Genomic DNA, 14,737 nt, shown 5'->3' on the forward strand with positions numbered 1-14,737 from the left:
CTGCAGCCACATCCGCTACCCTTCTCCCGACCGTTTGGTCCTGCGGGTCGGCACCGCGCTCCAGGGATCGTCGGGCCAGGGATGCTTGGGGTAGCGTCCCCGCATCTCTTTTTTGACCTCCTGATACGCCCCGTTCCAGAAGCCGCGCAGATCGGACGTGACCTGCAGGGGACGCCCGGCGGGGGACAGGAGGTGTACCACCACCGGGACCCGCCCCCAGGCCACGGCAGGGGTATCGGCGCACCCGAACATTTCCTGCAGCTTCACCGCCAGGGTCGGAGCCCCTTCCGCATCGTACGCCAGGGAAATCCGCGAACCGCTCGGCACCGTCAGGTGAGTGGGTGCCCCCTCGTCGAGGCGGCGGAGCTGGTCCCAGGAGAGCAGGGCTTTCAGAGGCGTCAGAAGATCGATAGACGCCAGGTCGGCAAGGCTCCGGGCCTTTCCCAGAAAGGGGCCGAGCCAGACCTCGATTGTTTCCAGAAGTCGTTCATCGGAAAGATCGGGCCAGCCGTCGACAGGGCAGACCCGGCCGAGAAAGCGGACCCGTGCCCGGAACTGGCGGACGGCCGGCGGCCATCCCAGAGCCGTTATGCCCGGACCGACACGCAGTCCCGTCAGCAAGGCAGCACGGACCTCATCGCCCGTGGCGGAGACGGGGCGGCTCTCCAGAACAATGGCACCGTAGCAGACCTCATCCCGGGCGATCACCCTTCCTTCGCGATCATCCCAAACCACCGTGCGCCGCCGGTAGATGTCGCCGGAGAACTCTTCGTGGAACCGCGCCGGGTCAAGGGCGCTCGCCTGGCGAATCAGGTCGTCCCCCCGCTCGCCGCGCTCCACCAGATAGGCCACGAGCAACTGCTCCCCGTGGAGGGAACTCCGTTCCGACAACAAGGCCCCTCTGCCGTTGGCCAGAAGATAGCGCCGTTCGCCCCCGGGACGGGCCTGGGCGATCCGGTCAGGATATGCCCACGAAAGCAGCAGCCCCGTTTCCCGAACCGGATCCGCAACCGCGTGCCCCTTTCCATCCGGGGCAATCAGGCGCCGCAGGTGTGATGCCACCCGGTCCACTGCCCGGCAGGCTGAAGAATCAACTTGGTGATCCCTCCCCCCCCTTCCCTGCCGCCACTGTTCAAGGGCCTCTACCCGGATGAGCATGTCGCAGCCGGCGCGTTCGGTGGCCTGACCGGTCCCGGCGGGACGCACGATGTCCCGCTCCGTGAGCAGCGCGGCCACGTCGCACGCAAGAGGTGCCAGCCCGCGCTCGGTCGCGCGCAGCAACATATGGGCCAGACGAGGATGGAGCGGCAACTCCGCCATGCGCCGTCCCGTTTCGGTTATCATCCCCTGGCCGTCAAGGGCATCGAGGGACTTCAGAAGGTTTCTCGCCTCCTCCAGTGCCCCGCGGGGAGGAGGATCGAGCCAGGCAAGGGACGCAGGATCGCTTACCCCCCAGTGTGCCAGGTCGAGGGCCAGCGGAGCCAGATCGGCAATGAGGATTTCCGGGGGATCTGCCGCCAGGAGCGCCTGCTGGTTATGCTCTGGCCAGAGGCGGTAGCAGGTTCCCGGTCCCAGGCGGCCGGCCCGACCGGCCCGTTGGGTCGCCGATGCGGCGGAAACCCGCTCGGTGACCAGCCGGTTCAGCCCCGAGGCCGGATCATATCTCAGCCGCCGGGTCTGGCCACCGTCCACCACCACGCGGACACCTTCGATGGTGAGACTCGTTTCGGCAATGGTTGTTGCCAGCACCACCTTGCGCCGGCCGGGGACCGGCAGAATCGCCCGCTCCTGCTCCACGAACGGCAGATCGCCGTAGAGGGGCACCACCAGCGGGGCATGCAACGGCGGATCATCAGCGAGCAGTTGGCCACAGCGCCTGATCTCTCCGACGCCGGGGAGAAACGCGAGGATATCCCCTTCGCACTCGCGCGCTGCAATCCGGACGGCGCGCGCCACGGCCGAGGGGAGGTTCTCCCGGTCGTTGGGCGGAATATGCCGCAGCACAACGGGGTGGTTTCGCCCCTCGCTGGTGATGACCGGTGCGTCGCCGAGCAGGGCCGCGACCGGCGCCGCAGCCATGGTTGCCGACATGACGATGATCCGCAGGTCCTCCCGCAGCCCTGCCTGAACATCGCGGCAGAGGGCGAGGGCCAGATCCGAATGGATGCTCCGCTCGTGGAACTCGTCGAAGATCACCGCACCGACCCCCTCAAGGAGCGGATCGGACTGGAGTCGACGGGTGAGGATTCCTTCGGTCACCACTTCCACCCGGGTTCGGGCAGACACCCGGCGGTCGAAGCGGATGGCGTACCCCACTGTGGCGCCCGCCTCCTCCCCCAGACTGCGGGCCATCCAGCGGGCAGCATTCGTCGCGGCCAGCCGGCGCGGTTCCAGCATGATAATCCGTTTGCCGTTCAGCCAGGGAGCGTCAAGGAGCGCGAGGGGAACGCGGGTGGTTTTCCCGGCCCCCGGCGGCGCCTGAAGTACTGCGGCGTTCCGCTGCTCAAGGGCCGTCAGCAGGTCGGGGATGACGTCGTCAACGGGAAGGCGGTTCATTGGAAGAATGAATGGAAACGATGAATCAGGGGGCTTACTCCTGGCCGGTCAATGCCGCCAGGTCGGCCAGGCCCACGTCGGCCAGGGAGTCAACGACCCTGCGGGCACCGCCGAGCCGCACGGCGGGATAGCTGTTGGTGACGGCAAGGACACCGATCCCGGCCCCCGTGGCCGAGGCGATGCCAGCCGGTGTGTCTTCAATCGCGACGCATGTTTCCGGCCGAATCTGCCGGTCGGGAAAGGCAGCTGTCAGCCGCCGCACCGCCAGGGCATAGCTGGCCGGGTCGGGTTTGCTGGCCGACACCTCGTCGGCTGTGACCATGACGTCAAAGATGCCCGAGAGGCCGAGCCCCTCCAGGATCGGCAGAATGTCCGAGCGGAGTGCGCCGCTGCAAAGCGCCACGGGATGATTGGCCTTGATGTTCCTGATCAGTTCGACAACACCCGGATAGGGTGTGACGCCGGAAGCGATGATCTCCTGGAACGCAGCCGCCTTGCGGGCGATAAGACCTTCGAGTTCGCGGTCTTCCAAGTCCGCGCCCCGCACCCTGAACGCTTCCCGGAAGGCGTCCCGGTCGTCATAGCCCATGTAGACATCCACGTAGGCCTCCCAGGAATAGCCGAACCCAATAGGTTCGAGAATGGCCTGGAATGCCCGGTAGTGGAGCGGTTCGGTATCGACGATGATCCCGTCGAAATCGAAGATAACGGCTGACAGCATGAAAAACCTCCTAGAATTTCCCGACCAGGAAAAGGATTGCCGCGTCTTCCGCCACTGCCGGCACCAGCGCCAGATTTCCGCCGCCGGCGTGGAAGCGGGTGACGATCCTGCCGGCCAGTTCGCCGATGGCGGCACCCAGGAGCACATCGCTGGCCCAGTGCTTTCCTTCCTGCATGCGGGAAAACCCCACAAAGGCAGCCGTTGCATAGGATACGACACCCACCGGCACACTTCCGGACGTGGACGTGATGACCGAAGCCATGGCAAAGGAACTGGCCGTGTGCATGGAGGGCATGGAATCGTAATCCGATTCGAACCCAAACGGGCGGAAGCTGCCGCCCCCCTTGCCCGTCAGGGGTCGGGCGCGGCCAATAGCCTGCTTGAGCACCAGGGTTGCGGCATCAGCCAGGAGAGCCGCCTCACCCATCATGAGCCCCGTATCCCGCCAGCGGGGGGACCCGGCAAGCAGCCCGCCGCCATAAACGGCACCCGCCACTCCCAGATGAATGACCGGATTACCCACGAGACTGCCGGCATCGGTGATCCGGTCAAGGGTCCGGCCGCGCGTTTCTGCCACCTCGTCCCGGATATCCTCGTCGAACTGCGACAGGACTCCCACTGCCCCCGCTACGGCCAGTGTCCCCCACAGGGCACCATTATCGACCCTGAAGGGCGCCGTTACGAAAGCGGCAGACTCGTCGCGGAGCGTCCGTGCCTCCCGGCTCAGAAATTCGCCCGACCAGGGCATATCCTCCGCTACCGCCGTCGTTGCCGTGAGCACCACCAGAATGGCCGCCGCAACTATCGCCCCCATGACGCACCGAACCATCAACCCTATCCCTCCCTGTTTCCGGCACCCCCCGTGCGGGAGGCAAGCAGGCAGACAAGGCCGGCTCCCACCGCATCCGCTGCCAGATCGCCCAGTTCGGCGGTACGCGTCGTGGTCAATGTTGCCTGGGCAACCTCGATCAGGGCGCCGTACGTCACAGTGGCGCAAAACGCCCAGAGCCAGCAGCGGCGCACGCATTTTCCGTACACGACCAGAAATCGCCCGGCAAACCACGCCAGTGCGCCGAACGCCACTGCATGCTCTATCTTGTCCCAGCCGGGAATGGGAAGCGGTTCCGCCTTGGAGGCCGGCATCAGGGTCAGGACAAGGATAGCCACCCCCCAGACGGCGAGAAGAACCGTGTAGAGCTTCCTGCGGGATTCCGGGGTAATCATTCCGGCTAGAGGCCTGCCGCGATGATCACGCCGGCGGTTATGGCTACCTGCGACAGGATGGTTGTTATGTCCTTGATCTCGCGCATCCAGGCGGTTCGCTCGAGCTTCTGCGGCACCACGAGCGTATCTCCGGGCTCCAGGGGGGACGACAGGAATCCGCCGAACGTCCAGCGCCGGGCATAGTCGTCCCAGCGGATGCCGAAGGACGACTGCTGCCTGCTGAAGACCGATCCGTCAGCCTTGATGATGTACAAGTCATCCAACTCGGCCTCACGGGTGGCGCCGCCGGAACGTTCCAGGTAATAGGCCACGTCCCGCTCTGAAATGTGCAGGAACGACGTGGGGTTGTAGACGGATCCCATGACCGACACCACGCTCGGGGTCGGAGGGACATAAAGTTCATCCCCGCCCTCCAGTTCAAGGTCATAGGAGCTGTGGGCAAGTGCCTCGACCTGTGCCAACCGGATCACCACCCGCCCCTCGGCCCTGGTGGTCTTCAGCTTCGCCAGACTCCGCAACAGACCGTCGAGGGCCGCCTTGGTGGCCTCCAGCTCCTCGCGTGATGTAGCCACCGACGAGAGTTCAGCCTGCTTGCGGTAGACATCCTGCTCGGTCCGGGCGATCACCTCGTCCATCCGGCGCTGCTGTTCTTCCCGGACCGACCGGCGGGTGAACTTGGCCCCCTTCAGGCAGGAATGCTCGGTATAGCCGCCGGCCCGGGCAATGACCGAACTCAGTCGCTCTCCCTTGGCAATGGAATAGGTGCCGGGAAACTTCACCTCGCCCCGCAGGGTCACGAACCGGTCGCTTGCCTCGAGCCAGTTTTCGATGCTCCGGACGATGAGGACGTCGTCGGTCTGCAGGGGGAGGTTATGCTCGGGATCGCCCGCCATGGCCTTTTCGAGGTTGATATCCTGCCTGCTCGCCCGCGCACCGTCGCCAGTGACATTGATCCTGGTCAGCTCCGCACTGCCCAGAAAGGCATTACGCTTGGGACTGCCGGCGACGGTCACCAGATCGCGCACCGTCATGCGCGGAAAATACTCATAGCTGCCCGGATTGAGCACTGCCCCGCTGATGGACACCGTGTGCTTCTCAAGCATCTCGGCCCGTGAGAACACCCGCACCGTGTCCTGCTCCTGAAGGGGGAGGTTCTCCTTGGGATCGCCCTGCATGGCGGCCCGCAGGTTGAAGGTGACCACTTCCCGGCGGTACTCGGGAAGAGCAAGACGGGTAATCTCGGCCGATTCCAGATACGATTCGGGGAGAAGGGCCGACGGATCAGGAAGAATATCCCTGACCCGCATTCCCTCCTTCAACTGATAGGCACCGGGCCGCGTCACGTTCCCCGTAAGGGTGACCACCTTGCGCACGGCATCGAACACCGGGAACACGGTGACCATGTCGCGGTCCTTCAAATCCACCCGGGAAAGCTCGGCCTCCAGGTCGCCCCCTTTGGGCTCATAATCGAGCACGACCCGGGCGCTGTTCCCCTCGATCCGCTCCAGCTGGATACGCCCCGTATCCCCCGCCGCCGTGATCCCCCCCGCCATGGCCACCAGCCGGGCGAGCGGCGTCGCGCCCTTCAGCTCGTAGATGCCGGGGCGCCGCACTTCGCCCGCCACGGCCGCAACCGGCCCGATCACCGGCACAAAGACCGTGTCGCCGTTTTGCAGCCTCACGTCATTGCTGCGGTCACCAGTGAGAAACATGTCGTACAGATCGATCGCGCGGGGCTCGGCTCCCGGTCTCGACACCCTGATCGACCGCAGGCTCCCGTTCTTCGAAGGCCCCCCGGCTGCGGCCAGGGCGTTGACCACCGTGGCCAGGGAGCTGACACTGTACACTCCGGGCGTTTCCACCTCACCAACCACGTAAACCTGGATGGTCCTGAGGCTCCCCAGGGTCACGTTCAGCTCGTACCCTTTGTAGTAGCGGGCCAGTGCTTTGTCTATGGCTTCCCGCGCCTGGCCGTAGGTCAGTCCCCAGAGCTTCACCGGACCGATGCGCGGGATCAGGATCTCGCCGTTGCGGTCCACCGTCGGCTCATAGCGGGCGGTGAAGCTCCCCCACACATCAATTCTGATGGAATCGCCCGGACCAACGACATAGTCGGGGCCCACGGGCAGATTTTCAGTCACGGCCAGACTTGCGAGACTGTTTTTAAAAAACTCATACCCGAACTGCCGGAGTGATCTGTTGAGGGGAGTCGGTTCGAGCTTGTCCAGCAGCGTCGGGCTCTGGCGGGCAAAGGCACGCTCCAGGGACGAAGCGGACGCATCGGGAGACATGGGGATAACCCTTGCCTCCTCGGAGGAAAGCACCAGTTTGCGATCTGCGTTATAGCCCATGACCCTCACGAAATAGGGCCGCTCATTGGTCAGGTTCTGGATTCTGAAGGTGGCGGCAAGACCCGCGTCGACCTTGTTGCCGTATGCGTTTGGCTCGGTACCGTAGTGAATCACATAGTTCGACGGGGTTTCCTCCGGACTCTTGGGTGCAGCTGTCGATGCCCAGGTGAGGACGATCTGCCCGTCAGCCGGCTCGGCCTTGAGCAGCAGCTTCGCCCCTTCCTCCGGTTGTTGCTGGGGAAGCTGTCCGGCGGCCTCACCAACGGCGGGCGCCGCTCCCTTGCTTCCGGAGAACTGGCGCACCACGGCCTCGGGGACCTCAACCGCCCTCGCAATGGAGTGCGCAGTGCCGGCAACACCGGTAATCAGGGTGATCAAAGCGATAACGTAAGCCTTCCAAGTCCTCATGCGTCGTACCTCTATCAAAGCTGTTGTAAAACTGGTTGTGGGCCGGCCAGCGTTGGCGGCGCTCAACATACCAACGGCAACGCCCTATTGGATAGCAGCGTGCCGCTCACATGTCACGATAATCCTTAGTACCCTTTACCTCGCCTTCCAGTCAACCGGAAATGCGCATATGCCCTTGACTTCTCCCCTGGCTTTTATTAACAAATTTACACGCTACCTTGTCAAGTTCGGGGAGAACGTATGCAGATCATCCATCATGGCGGAAAATTCGGCGTCACCGGGTCTTGCCACGAGCTCGCCATCACCGACAGCGCCGCCATTCTCATTGATTGCGGCCTCCCCCAGGGGAGCGACGGCAACGGCGGCAAGAGATTGCCTTTCATCGACTTTCCGCTTGACCGGGTCAAGGGGCTGGTGCTCACCCATGTCCACATCGATCACTGCGGACGCATCCCCCACTTGCTGGGAGCGGGGTTCCAGGGGCCCATCTGGTGCAGTGAGGCATCCGCCCTGCTCCTGCCCCTGGTTCTTGAGGACGCCGTCAAGGTCGGCATCACCCGTGACGAGCACCTCATCGCCCGCTTCCTCAATGCCGTGAAAAAACGGCTGGTCCCCCTCTCCTACGACAGGTGGCACCAGCTGGGAAGCTGGGATGGTCGCTCCGTTTCGCTGCGTCTTCAGCAGGCGGGGCATATCCTGGGCTCGGCGTACGTGGAGGTATCGGTCAGCCCGGCGTTACAGCCGGAGCAAACCGGAACCGCCCACGGGACAAAGGGCGACACGGTCGTTGTCTTCTCCGGGGACCTGGGCGCGCCCTTCACCCCGTTGCTGCCCGACCCGAAACCGCCCGAACGGGCAGACATCCTGGTTCTCGAATCAACCTACGGCAACCGGCGGCACGAGGGACGCGAACAGCGCCGGGAGCGACTGTGCAGGGTCATCGTCCGGGCGCTCGAAAATCGCGGCGCCCTTCTGGTGCCGGCCTTCAGTATCGGCAGGACCCAGGAACTGCTCTACGAGATCGAGGATCTCATCAGCCGGCACCGGACCGAGGAGGCCGCCGCCGGCCTGCCGTGGGACGACCTGGAAATCATCGTCGACTCGCCCCTGGCCCTCAGCGTCACCCGGGTCTATAACCGGCTGCGCAGACTCTGGGACGAAGAGGCGCTCGAAACCGTTGCTCAGAACCGCCATCCCCTATCCTTCGAGCAGATGACCGTCATCGAAAGCCATGCCGATCATCGGACCACGGTGGAGTATCTCCGCAAGACCGCCCGCCCCTGCATCGTCATCGCTGCCGGCGGCATGTGCGCGGGCGGACGCATTGTCAACTACCTCAAGGCCCTGATGACGGATCCGCGCACCGATATCCTCTTTGTGGGCTATCAGGCCGCGGGAACCCCGGGGAGAGAGATTCTGGAAGCGGCGAAACAAAAACGGGAACCCGGCGGCCTCCCCTCCATCGACCTGGACGGCGGCACCTACCCCCTGCGGGCGGCCGTCCACACCATCAGCGGCTATTCGGCCCATGCCGACCAGCGGGACCTTGTCGAATTCGTCGAAGGAATCACCGTCCCCCCGAAAACCATCAGGCTTGTGCACGGCGAAGAGGAGGCGCGGACGGCTCTGGCAGGAGTACTTGCGGAGAAGGGGTATCTGGTGGAGTAGAAGCCGACCGGCGCGGGAGTGAGAGAGCGGAAACCACGATCTCACTCCCGCGCCGGTCGTAGCAGGAATCAGTTGACTATTACCTGGTCGATGACCAACTCGCCCCGGTTTATGGTCAGCGAACCGACAATGGTGGTGTAGTCGCTCTGCGTCAACGGCTCGGTGAAGTCGGCGTAGCCACCCGAGAAGGTCGAGGAGACGCCGGGGCGGTCATACACGGGGTCCGAACCGGGCAGAATCATTGCCCGGGCAAGGATGACCTCGCCGTTTTGAACCGCGTCGAACGCCGCTTGGGCGGTTCCGAAGTAGGCCAAGGCACCAATCCGGATATTGGGCTGGATGGAGAAGGCAGCGGTCACGGCCCAATCGGCAGTGGTCGAAAGCGTACAGGGGCCCGTGCCGGTGCAGTCGCCGGACCAGCCGTCGAACTGGGAACCGCCTGAAGCGGACTGGATCAGCTCAAGGGCGGTATTGTAATCGAATTCACCGCTGCAGGTCCCCACGGTGCAGGCTATGCCCACCGGCACACTATTGACCGATCCGGAGCCGGTACCGGCCAAGGTGACCGACGTCGTGTAACGGGGGATGAAGGAAGCAACGCTGGCAGCCTGGCCGCCGGACGTCGTCACGGAGATGGTGCCGGTCGTCGCCTGGAGCGGTACCTCAACGGTCAGGAAAGAGTCCGTGGCGCTGAGCACCGTGGCGGGGGTGCCATTGAAGGTCACGATGTTTTCCGCGAGGAACGGCGAGAAATTACTGCCGAACAGGGTAATGGCCGTGCCCACCACGCCGCTGGCCGGGCTGAAGCCGGCAACCACCGGCGGCGATATATCGCGCACAGTCACCAGTGCAGAAGCCTCTCCTCCCGCAGCCGACTTTACCGTCACCCACACGGGCGGGACGTTATGGGTCTTGGTCGGCGTAACCGAGGTATCGACAAGCGGGAAGCTCACGGACATCTGCCCGTTGACCAACGTGCCGAGCGGAGCGGCCATGCCCGGCATATACGCCTGGAGGACCGGATTTGCCACATCATCGGCGGAATCTGCCGCAATGGACAGAGTCCCGCTCTGCGGCCGGTACGTTGCCCGGAACACGGTAACGTCGTCCACCAGCGGAACCGTGACGACCGTGTCCGGCTCATCGTTAATGTTGGTCACCTGCACCGTGGCCGGAAGTGTCCCCGGATCGGCAAAGAAACTGCTCGCCGAAAAGAACTTACCATCAGCAGGGTCATTGGTGATCATGGTCTGGGTCGGAAGACCGCTGCCGGTCACCTCCAGCGCCGACGGGACGCCGGTCAGCGCAAAGTTCTGCGGGAACGGAAGCGCCGGGTTGACCTGATTCGAAACGGGTTGGGTCGTTGCCGCGGCGTGGAATTGCATCCCGGCCGCATCACGGCTGTAGGTCAGACGATCAACCGTCAGCGGCGTGGGGATCGGCGTCTGATAGATTTTGCCCATCACCGCAAACAGGTCGGTCTGCAGCGTTCCAACGGCCGCAGGCCCCCGGACGCGGAAGAAATTGGAGAATTGATTGGGGTTGAGGGGGTCGGGGAAGGGGCTTCCCAGAACGCGGTGATCCACGTTCGGGTCTCCGACAAACAATTCATCGCCAACGGCCACGGGCCCCGTGTCCCAGTAGAGGAACGGTCCCACATCGCCCAGTAGGGCGCCGTTGAAATTATTTACCGCAATCCCGATGTCGCGGGTATAGTTGATCCCCGCGTCGGGATCCGTAACATTAAAGGTCATCTCGCCATAGGGGTAGGTTACCACATAGGTACCGGCAACAGGGGTGTCAATCCTGATGCGAATGCGCGCAAAGGAAACCTGGTCGCCCGGAATCGGATCTCCGACGGCAAACGCCGCTTCCAGCGCCATGATCAACCGTGCGTCGCCACCGCCGGGCATGGCCATGATGGCATCTGCCGACCACCAGAAGGCCTCCGGGCCAAAGTTATTGGGGAAATTGAAGGGCTGTGCCGGGAGCGGCTCCTGGGTAAGACACATGGGGCCATTGACACTGGCCGTTCTGCTGAGGCAAAGCTCCAGTGGCACCCGGTTGGTGTCTCGGTACCAGAGCGGGAAACCGTGCTGGGGGGGAGAGCTGTTTATTACCTGCGGGACGATCGGCCCCACGTCGAGCAGGACCGCCTCGGCCCCTGAAAACAAAGAAAGAGCCAGAACAGGGGCCAGCAGTAACCCGGCGGAGCGTTTTTTTCGTGTCATGGGGATATCTCCTTTCAGTGCCCGGCATATATCCGAACGAACAACGCGTTGTACGCGCATAGTTTCGCCTTTGTGCGGTTGCTGTAGCCAAGTACAGGAAACATGCCATTAGCACCGGACAAACATGACACTCCAAGGAACTGGCATCAGTGGAGCACTTGCACGACATGATGGCCCTGCCTCCTGGAAAGAAACCAGCCGGAACGGATGTAATGTTTTGTTACAGGGAATGCTTTTCAGCGACAGGGACACTGCTGTGCAGGACACAAAAATGGGGAGGGTGTTCTACCGAACACAAAGGAACCCCGACCGGGGCGGTGATCATTTGTAAGAAATAGCGGGTATAGTGGATGATCGTAGGGGTCAATACCGGTAAGAAAGTGCCAGGGTCACGAGCTGATTGGTCCGGTCGTTGCCCGGCACGAGATCCACATTGGAAATCCGCTCCCAGCCGTAATTCACGTTAAGATCGACATCGCCGTAAAACGGCAGACTCCAGAAAGCGCGGAGCGCATCTTTCCGTTCAACAGCCTGCATGACCCCGTTTACCGGATCATACCTGCCGGCGCTATTGACCTTCAGGCGCCCTTCCTGTCCCCGCTCGGTGTGAAAATATTCCAGTGCCAGCGAGTTGCGGGCCGAGAACCAGTGACTGTACCTGACGAAAAATTCTTCTGCCGCCCCGCCCTGTGAATGGCCGGGGGTCATCCCCTTATAGACGTAGCCGGCCGGAAACTGCCAGTCGGTATAGTGGATGACACTTCCCCGATAGTACTCGAACCGCAGGTCGTCCCGACCGGAAGGCGTCAGACAGGGAATATAGATACCGGCCACATAGCTTTCCACAAACGGCCAGAACGATGCCGAATCTTCACCCGAATACTCGCCGTAAATCTCCGTATTGCGCAGCCAGGGAATCCTGACGCGCAGGTCGATCCCTGCGATCGAGTTCACATGATCGTTATCGGCACCGCCGAAAATCTGATCGAACAGGCTCACATCGCCCGTGAATCCCGGTCCACCCTCCTGGCGCACCAGGTTCGCGCCGATCTCCAACCAGGACTTCGGCTTAAGAGTGAGCTTCATCCCGAAAAACCATGGTTTCCGGTAATCGGCGCCACTCCCCGTAGCATCGAAACGCGAACCGATCAGGGCATACTTGAAGTCGCCCAGGTACTCTTTGATCCAGCCCACATCAACGGGTTCAGGGCTTGAAAGCTTGACCATGTCGAAGTTGGCGGCATTATTGGTCAGAGTCGTGGCGCCACGATAGCCCGGTCCGAACCAGGTCGCATCGCGCCCGACCTCCAACTCGATTCCGCCGCTCCCGAGCTTCAGATATGCCTTCTGCAGGCTCAGCCGGTTGGTTTCGTCTGTGTGCAATGCATTCGGCTCCACCAGCACGGTTGCATAGCGGCCGAGGTATCCTTCCATGCTCCAGCGGAACTCAAGGTTATGCCCATCGCCATAGACAACCCCTTCGTTATTCTCCACCAGAGGGGTACCCTCGGTTCCGGACTGGTGAACCACGCCAGGGGGCTGAGGTCTCAGATTCCCGCCGATGAATCCGAACGCGGACTGATTTGCAGGGTCGAGCACATCCCGATTGTAACTGCGGGGCTGTCCATCCAGGTACACATACCGCAACCGGGCGGAAGCCACCGGCGTATAATCCACCAAAGGCGCCTTTTCCGGCTCTCCCCTCAGAGATGCTTCCCTGGGTATCAACTCCCGGATGCGCTTGATAAACTCGAAAGCCAGCGGGGGAATCTGTTCTTCGTTTTTCACGAGATTCGCCTCAGCCTCAAGGAGAAGCCGGGCAGCTTCGGCCTTCGAGTATGGCCTGATCCCCTTGGTATCAGAGGTAATCAACCCAAAGCCGGCAAGTTTATCGAGGTATAGATAGACAGGACTGTCAAGAGGGATGTTGCTCGAGGCGAGCGCCCAGACATACCCGGGAAAGACGGGGAGAATCAGCAGCGCAATCAACAGTCTGAGCGGAATTCGATTCATTGGGGTCATTTACTCAAGAGGGATATGAACGGTTCAACACGGTATTATATGCTGGATTTATTAGCGATTACGAACCGATGCTAGCATGAAATGCAGAGAAATCAATTGAAAATCACGTACCCTACCCGTGCAACACGTGGGGGACTGTAGCCTACTGTGCCCCTGTACCGAAAAAAACCACTCCAACCGTCTTGAAGATAATCTTCAGATCCAGCCAGATGCTCCATTGATCTATATATTTCAGGTCAAGCTTGACGATCTCATCAAATTCGTTGATACGGTTTCGCCCGCTGACTTGCCAGAGCCCCGTAATTCCCGGACGGATCGAGATGCGTCGCCGATGCCAGTTTTCATACTTGGCCACCTCATCCGGAGTCGGCGGCCGCGTGCCCACCAGCGACATCTCGCCGCGAAACACGTTCCAAAACTGGGGCAACTCATCCAGGCTCGTCTTGCGGAGGAACTTGCCCACCCGGGTGATCCTCGGATCGTGAGCAATTTTGAAGATGGCACCGCTCATCTCATTGAGATGCTCAAGCCCCTTTTTGCGCTCCTCTGCGTCGAGATACATGGAACGGAATTTCCAGCACTTGAAAATACGGCCATTCTCCCCTACCCGCTCCTGGCCGAAAAATATCGGCCCAGGAGAATCAAACCTGATCGCCAAGGCAATAAAAGGATACAGGGCGCCGGTAATAAGCAGGCCCATGGTGGATCCCAAAAAATCAAGACAACGCTTGAGGAACAATTGAGTGGCATCGAAATTCTTGCTGTAAAACGTGAGAATGGGGATCTCATCGTGAAACATGCTCATCTCCCGCCGGGAAATCCTCATCTCGTAATGGTCCAGCACCATCCGAACCGTGATCCCCATCTCCTCCAGATCGTGGAGGTAGTCGTCGATATTCTCTTCCCACTGACGGGGGAGACAGAAAACGACCTCGTCCACGGGGTTTGATTTGCAGATGTCCACAAGTTGAGCCATGGAGCCCAACACTTTGTATCCGGACAACGTATCAGGCAGCGAATTTGCTTTCACGCCGAGAAACCCAACTATTTTGAGTCCCCAGTCGGAGTGCTGCTCAACCAGATGAATGAACCGTTTCGAACGCTCGTTAGTGCCGACTATGAGGATATTTCTGAAATTATAACCGCGCCGCCGGATATGGGAGAGAATCAGCTTAAGGGCCAGTTTCCCGAGGGTAAGAAATAAGAAGGAAAGCAGGATGAAAATGCCGAACAGAATACGCCTGAAGCCGCCGGGCTCTATGAAGTAAATCAATGACGCGGTGATTACGCCGCCGATGATGTGTACTTTGACTAAGTCACTAACAAGCTTGGGGATGGAATGGGTTCGCGTCGATGCATACATCCCATATTTTGAAAGCAAGAGGTGCCAGACTGGGATTATTACCAACAAAACCCATAAATAATGATAAAAATCACCAATATTACCGATTTTGCTCCTGACCTCATAGGCAGCAGCAAAAGCAATATATATCAAAATGATATCTATTAACTTACTCAGGAGAGTAAATTGTTTGGCTTGTTCTTTGAGCATAGAC

At 61.3% G+C, this 14,737-nt stretch carries 9 protein-coding genes; 1 reads left to right on the forward strand and 8 read right to left on the reverse strand.

What is annotated here, in order from left to right; translation table 11 throughout:
* Nucleotides 1-15 precede the first annotated feature (15 nt).
* The 5 genes from hrpB to AABA48_RS06590 are packed head-to-tail and all read right to left on the reverse strand — an operon-like array spanning nt 16 to nt 7,260.
* Nucleotides 16-2,556: an ATP-dependent helicase HrpB gene (hrpB, locus tag AABA48_RS06570; protein ID WP_286352463.1), complete on the reverse strand. Its 2,541-nt coding sequence runs from the start codon at nt 2,554-2,556 to the stop codon at nt 16-18.
* Between the two features lie 34 nt (nt 2,557-2,590).
* Nucleotides 2,591-3,277 (reverse strand): HAD family hydrolase, encoded by a 687-nt coding sequence (locus AABA48_RS06575; protein ID WP_286352462.1) that lies wholly within the window; start codon nt 3,275-3,277, stop codon nt 2,591-2,593.
* 10 nt (nt 3,278-3,287) lie between these two features.
* Nucleotides 3,288-4,106, reverse strand: coding sequence for a phosphatase PAP2 family protein (locus tag AABA48_RS06580; RefSeq protein WP_286352516.1), 819 nt, complete (start codon nt 4,104-4,106; stop codon nt 3,288-3,290).
* Between the two features lie 5 nt (nt 4,107-4,111).
* Entirely contained in the window at nt 4,112-4,501 is a 390-nt protein-coding gene (locus AABA48_RS06585) for a VanZ family protein (RefSeq protein WP_286352461.1), read from the reverse strand.
* 5 nt (nt 4,502-4,506) lie between these two features.
* A complete protein-coding gene (locus AABA48_RS06590) occupies nt 4,507-7,260 on the reverse strand; it encodes an SLBB domain-containing protein (RefSeq protein ID WP_286352460.1) in 2,754 nt (917 codons plus the stop codon).
* A gap of 240 nt (nt 7,261-7,500) precedes the next feature.
* Here AABA48_RS06590 and AABA48_RS06595 point away from each other — a divergent pair, with 240 nt between their 5' ends.
* Nucleotides 7,501-8,928, forward strand: a complete 1,428-nt coding sequence (locus AABA48_RS06595; protein WP_014551669.1) for an MBL fold metallo-hydrolase RNA specificity domain-containing protein — start codon at nt 7,501-7,503, stop codon at nt 8,926-8,928.
* Between the two features lie 68 nt (nt 8,929-8,996).
* Here the strand turns inward: AABA48_RS06595 and AABA48_RS06600 are convergent, their stop codons facing one another.
* The 3 genes from AABA48_RS06600 to AABA48_RS06610 form a co-directional block, all read right to left on the reverse strand.
* A complete protein-coding gene (locus AABA48_RS06600; RefSeq protein ID WP_052696811.1) occupies nt 8,997-11,159 on the reverse strand; it encodes an IPT/TIG domain-containing protein in 2,163 nt (720 codons plus the stop codon).
* Between the two features lie 363 nt (nt 11,160-11,522).
* The gene (locus tag AABA48_RS06605) at nt 11,523-13,172 is read right to left on the reverse strand and encodes a capsule assembly Wzi family protein (protein ID WP_254277937.1); all 1,650 of its coding nucleotides are present in this window, start codon (nt 13,170-13,172) and stop codon (nt 11,523-11,525) included.
* A gap of 151 nt (nt 13,173-13,323) precedes the next feature.
* A complete protein-coding gene (locus AABA48_RS06610) occupies nt 13,324-14,733 on the reverse strand; it encodes a sugar transferase (RefSeq protein WP_254277938.1) in 1,410 nt (469 codons plus the stop codon).
* Between the last annotated feature and the right edge of the window lie 4 nt (nt 14,734-14,737).

The organism is Geobacter sp. 60473 (assembly GCF_036323535.1).
In the GTDB taxonomy this organism is placed as follows: Bacteria; Desulfobacterota; Desulfuromonadia; order Geobacterales; family Geobacteraceae; genus Geobacter; species Geobacter sulfurreducens.

Coding starts and splice junctions, on each gene's coding strand:
- AABA48_RS06595 (WP_014551669.1), top strand. CDS start 7,501: ATGCAGATCATCCATCATGGCGGAAAATTCGGCGTCACCGGGTCTTGC.
- hrpB (WP_286352463.1), bottom strand. CDS start 2,556: ATGAACCGCCTTCCCGTTGACGACGTCATCCCCGACCTGCTGACGGCC.
- AABA48_RS06605 (WP_254277937.1), bottom strand. CDS start 13,172: ATGAATCGAATTCCGCTCAGACTGTTGATTGCGCTGCTGATTCTCCCC.
- AABA48_RS06580 (WP_286352516.1), bottom strand. CDS start 4,106: ATGGTTCGGTGCGTCATGGGGGCGATAGTTGCGGCGGCCATTCTGGTG.
- AABA48_RS06600 (WP_052696811.1), bottom strand. CDS start 11,159: ATGACACGAAAAAAACGCTCCGCCGGGTTACTGCTGGCCCCTGTTCTG.
- AABA48_RS06610 (WP_254277938.1), bottom strand. CDS start 14,733: ATGCTCAAAGAACAAGCCAAACAATTTACTCTCCTGAGTAAGTTAATA.
- AABA48_RS06575 (WP_286352462.1), bottom strand. CDS start 3,277: ATGCTGTCAGCCGTTATCTTCGATTTCGACGGGATCATCGTCGATACC.
- AABA48_RS06585 (WP_286352461.1), bottom strand. CDS start 4,501: ATGATTACCCCGGAATCCCGCAGGAAGCTCTACACGGTTCTTCTCGCC.
- AABA48_RS06590 (WP_286352460.1), bottom strand. CDS start 7,260: ATGAGGACTTGGAAGGCTTACGTTATCGCTTTGATCACCCTGATTACC.